Source organism: Dyella sp., from assembly GCF_035508675.1.
GTDB lineage: Bacteria > Pseudomonadota > Gammaproteobacteria > Xanthomonadales > Rhodanobacteraceae > Dyella_B.
Genome location: NZ_DATJMN010000021.1, coordinates 1 through 4,305 on the forward strand (window position 1 = coordinate 1; position 4,305 = coordinate 4,305).

The 4,305-nt window shown below is 64.1% G+C and carries 5 protein-coding genes; 1 reads left to right on the forward strand and 4 read right to left on the reverse strand.

The window, feature by feature from the left end:
- The 3 genes from VMA74_RS01300 to VMA74_RS01310 all read right to left on the reverse strand — a co-directional run.
- The coding region (locus VMA74_RS01300) for a 2-oxoglutarate dehydrogenase E1 subunit family protein (RefSeq protein WP_414649536.1) at positions 1–950 on the reverse strand (950 nt) is incomplete at its 3' end.
- A gap of 252 nt (positions 951–1,202) precedes the next feature.
- Positions 1,203–1,715, reverse strand: a complete 513-nt coding sequence (locus VMA74_RS01305) for a hypothetical protein (protein ID WP_325364040.1) — start codon at positions 1,713–1,715, stop codon at positions 1,203–1,205.
- Complete coding sequence (locus tag VMA74_RS01310; RefSeq protein WP_325364042.1) at positions 1,712–2,923, reverse strand: cupin domain-containing protein; 1,212 nt, start codon at positions 2,921–2,923, stop codon at positions 1,712–1,714. Before VMA74_RS01310 ends, VMA74_RS01305 begins: the two co-directional genes overlap by 4 nt.
- 86 nt (positions 2,924–3,009) lie before the next feature.
- Here VMA74_RS01310 and VMA74_RS01315 point away from each other — a divergent pair, with 86 nt between their 5' ends.
- Positions 3,010–3,618: a hypothetical protein gene (locus tag VMA74_RS01315; protein ID WP_325364044.1), complete on the forward strand. Its 609-nt coding sequence runs from the start codon at positions 3,010–3,012 to the stop codon at positions 3,616–3,618.
- A 90-nt stretch (positions 3,619–3,708) separates the two neighbouring features.
- Here the strand turns inward: VMA74_RS01315 and VMA74_RS01320 are convergent.
- A partial coding sequence (locus VMA74_RS01320) for a sulfite exporter TauE/SafE family protein (RefSeq protein ID WP_325364046.1) occupies positions 3,709–4,305 on the reverse strand: 597 nt, incomplete at its 5' end.

A 4,305-nucleotide genomic window follows, 5' to 3' on the forward strand; every position in this document is an offset into this window, starting at 1 on the left:
CCGCCCTTGGGTGTGCGCACATCGGCGGAGAAGCCCATGTGGTACTTCACATCGCCGGAATGGGCCGGGTCGTCCTCGTGGTGTTCGAAGATGCCTTCGAATTCGTTGAACAGGGTCTTCGGCGGCTTGCCGAGAATGTTCACCAGCACGTTCAAGCGGCCGCGGTGAGCCATGCCGATGACCACGTCGCGAATGTTTTCATCGCCCGCGGCGCGCACGACGTCGTCCACCATCGGGATCAGGCTGTCACCGCCTTCCAGCGAGAAACGCTTCTGGCCCACGTACTTGGTATGCAGGTAGCGCTCCAGACCCTCGGCCGCAGTGAGGCTGCCCAGCAGGCGCTGCTTGCCGGCCTTGTCCAGGCCGGCGTTGCCGTTGGCCTGTTCCAGGCGCGAGTACAGCCAGTTGCGCTGCGCGTGGTCGGAGATGTGCATGAACTCCACGCCGATCGTGCTGGTGTACACGCGCTTCAGGCGGGCGAACAGCTCGCGCAGCTTCATGCGCTGGCCGCCGCCGGCGAAGTTGCCGCAGTCGAATTCAGTGTCGAGGTCGGCCTCGGACAGGCCGTGGAAGGGCAGCTCCAGATCCGGCGCGTGCATCTTGGGGGCGAGACCCAGCGGATCGAGATCGGCGGCGAGGTGGCCGCGCGAACGGTAAGCCGTCAGCAGGCGCAGCACACCGGCCTGTTTGCGCGCGTGCGCGTCGCCTACGGGAGCCGCCGCGGTGTAGCCGGGGCGCTGCTTTTGGGCAGCCTCTATACGCGCAATGGCCGCGGTATGGGAGACATCTCCCGATTCGCGGCCCTTGAAGGTCTGGAAGTAGGTGTTCCACTCGGCTGATACCGATGCAGGATCGGCTAGCCAGGCGTCATACAACGATTCGACATAATCGGCGTTGCCGCCTGCGAGTTGCGAGGATTCGGAAAACTCGCGGATCAGGTTTGTGCTCACGTCACCACCGGCAGGGAAGGGAAGCCTCAGCGGACCGCCTTGTGTCGAGGACCCGGTTCGCTGGCGAAAAATCCTGTTAATTATAGCCTGCGGCTTCTGCACCGCGGCAAGCCGATGAACCGTGCTGCGGAGCAGTGGCTGGCGTCCTCGCTGACGTTGGAAGGTAGCCAGGACAACAGCTTAGGCGCTTGCGGTGACCGGATCGGATGCGGAAGTCGAAGGTTCCGCAGGCATGGGTGTTCAGCGGACGGTTTACAAGCCCAGTGGCTGGAGCTGCGTGGCCGGCAAGGCGCGTTCCCACAGCTGTTCGAATCGCAGCAGCAAGGGTGCTTGTCCCGGGCCATCCTTCAAAGCGGCGCGCCCTTCCCCGCGCTCGGCATCGGGCAGGAGCAGGTAGCCGCCGGTATCGTTGAGCAACCAGCTGCTTGCTTCCGTCTCGGTACTTCGATCTTCCTCGGCAGGTGTACGGATGCGTAACACGCTGGGCATGCGCTGGGCCAGGTCGATCAGGCGATGTCCCATGCGCAGCGCCGCGTCCGGATCGCCGAGTACGATGCGGATCTCGGCGCCGCGTCCGGCGATGGCAACGCGGCGGAGTTCGGCCAGCTCAGCCGGGCTACTGAGGATGTCCGCCGGCAGCGCCGGCAAGTGAATCGCCAGTTTGTAGCGGGCAGCAGCCAGTAATGCCAGGCGTATCGCTGCGATGTCCTCGAAACCGCTTGCAGCGCGGGCGCCATCATCGGTCGGGGATAGTGGTGTGCTCATGCGTGGCGTCCGCGCAGCCGGCGAAAGATAAGGTGTCCATCATTGATCAAGGCCAGCAGCAAAGCGCTGTCGCCACCCGCCAAGTCAAACGGCGGGGATATGGTGCGTTGCGCGCAAAGCTGCGTGGCCCAGCCGGATGATGCCGGATAGGCGTGCCCATTGGCGAACAGCATGCAGCGCTTGCCAGCTTGCGCCCAGGCCATGCGCGACCATGGGTGGCGCAGCAGCGACGCACCGCCTTGCACTTGCTTCATCAACGCCGCTTCGCTAAGCGTCTTGGCCGGTGGCAAGGGCGTCTGGGCGGCGCGATAACGCGTGATGAAGCGGCCGAACCAGTCGAGCAAGGTGGCGTCATCCAGCGCCTGGGCCAGTGGTACGGCGTCGCGCACGCGCTGCAGCGCGGCCTTGTCGATTTCACCGGCGCGCTTGGCCGGCGCCAAATCCGGGTCGGCATAGCGCTGGTCGTCCGACAAATGTTCGGCCAGGTAGTCGGCCAGGTCGCCCACCAGTTCCGCTTGCGATGGCGCGCGCATGCCGACCGAGAAGGTCATGCAGGGCCCGCCGAGCGCCACGCCGTCATGCGGAACGCCGGGCGGCAGGTACAGCATGTCGCCGGGCTCAAGCAGCCATTCGTGCGTGGGTTCGAAGTGCACGAGTTGCTTCAGCTCGACGTCGCTGCGGAAATCCTTCGGTGCATGCGGATCGGTGCTGATCGCCCAGTGCCGTTGTCCCAGGCCTTGCAGCAGAAAGACGTCGTACTGATCGACATGTGCGCCGACGCCGCCGCCGGGTTCGGCATACGAGATCATCACGTCGTCCACGCGCCAGTTCGGCAAGAAGCTGAAGTGATCGAGCAGGGCGGCCACGTCCATATCCCATTTGTCCACGTCCTGCACCAGCAGCGTCCAGTTGGCGTTGCCGGTTTTGGCGAAGTCGCTTTCGCGCAGCGGACCGGTCTTCACCTTCCAGCGTTCGCGATCTTCGTCGTGCTGGATAAGGCGCGAGAGCGCACCTTCCTCGCAGGCAAGCCCGGCCAGATCTTCCGGTGCGATCGGCGTATGGAAATCAGGAAAAGCTTTGCGGATCAGCAGCGGCCGCTTCTGCCAATAGTCGCGAAGGAACTGCGCCGTGGTCATGCCCAGCGGCAGTCTGGCCGAACCTTGCACTTCCAGGGGCAAGGGTTGGCGGGAAGAAGGTGAGAGTGTCATGGGGCGGCATTGTATGGAATCGGCCGATCGATAAGCGTAGGCTCCGCCCAACGATCCATCCGGGTGGCACCGGAACAGGGGGAGGCATGCTTGCGCTGAGGCTGGCTGCACCGAAGTTCCTCGCGGTTCTGATAGGGGTGATCTGGCTGTTGGGCATCGCCTTGCCGGCTTCGGCACAGCAAGGTCCGCCTGACCCCACGGCGGTGATGGCCGGTCCGCAGCGTGACGGCTCGCATGATTTCGACTTCCTGATCGGCGACTGGAAAGCGCATGTCCGCCGCCTGCCAGATCGCCTCGTGGGCTCCCATGCCTGGGTGGAGTACGACGGCATTTCCAATCACCACAAGCTGCTGGACACCAACGCGGACTTCGAGCAATTCGAAGTCTCCAGCAGCGACAAGAAGCAGCACATCAAGGCGCAGACCCTGCGCATGTACAACCCGCAAACGCACCAATGGATCATTTACGGGCTGGATCTGGACAACGGCGAGCTCGATCCGGCGGCACCCGTGGTGGGTGAATTCCACGGCAATCGTGGCGAGTTTTATAACCGCATCACCTGGAACGGGCGCGTCGTGCTGGTGCGCTGGATGTGGCTCAACGTTTCGCCGCATGCGGCGCGGATGGAGCAGTCGTTTTCACCGGATGGCGGCAGGCACTGGGAAGTGAATTGGATCTGCGAGTTGTCTCGCTAGGTGCGAGGAATCCATTTTCCTGGACGCATCGTCGTTGAAAAGCGCCCCCCCGCTTTTGCGCGGCGACAACCACAAAAGGCAAGGATGTCATCAGCGCAGCAGGTGATAGAAGTTGTAGATGCCAAGCGCCAACACAGTGAGCCCGGCCATTAGCGTGGATACCCGCGGAGGCAGGCGGCGCACCAGCCAGGCGCCAAACGGTGCGGCGACCACCCCGCCCAGGATCAACCCGAACACCACGTGCAACTTGCTTTCGCCAATGGTGAGTAGAAAGGTGATGCTGGCAGCCAAGCTGACGACGCACTTGGCCAGGTGCACGCTGCCGATCACCAGGCGCGGTTCCTGTCCGCGCGCGACCATCGTGGTGACCGTGAGCGCACTCCATCCGCCGCCGCCGGCCGCGTCCAGCACGCCAGCCACGAATCCCAGCACGCCGGTGCCGCGCGGCACATCCTGGCGCAGATTCCTGCGCTTGGTGGTGCGAAAAAGCAGGAACAACCCCATCGCCAGCAGGTACGGGGTGAGGAAATACCGAATCCACGTGGGCGGCATATGCGCCAGCGCCGTGGCGCCGATCACGGCGCCGATGACGCCCGGGATCGCCAGCATCAAGAACAGCCGCCGTTGCCCGTTGCCGGCCCACCAGTGGCTGAGTCCGGATGCGCCGCAGGTGAAGGTTTCTGCGTA

What these genes read in the sequence shown, in the direction of transcription:
- VMA74_RS01305 (WP_325364040.1), bottom strand. Translation starts at nt 1,715, where the DNA reads ATGAGCACACCACTATCCCCGACCGATGATGGCGCCCGCGCTGCAAGC.
- VMA74_RS01310 (WP_325364042.1), bottom strand. Translation starts at nt 2,923, where the DNA reads ATGACACTCTCACCTTCTTCCCGCCAACCCTTGCCCCTGGAAGTGCAA.
- VMA74_RS01315 (WP_325364044.1), top strand. Translation starts at nt 3,010, where the DNA reads ATGCTTGCGCTGAGGCTGGCTGCACCGAAGTTCCTCGCGGTTCTGATA.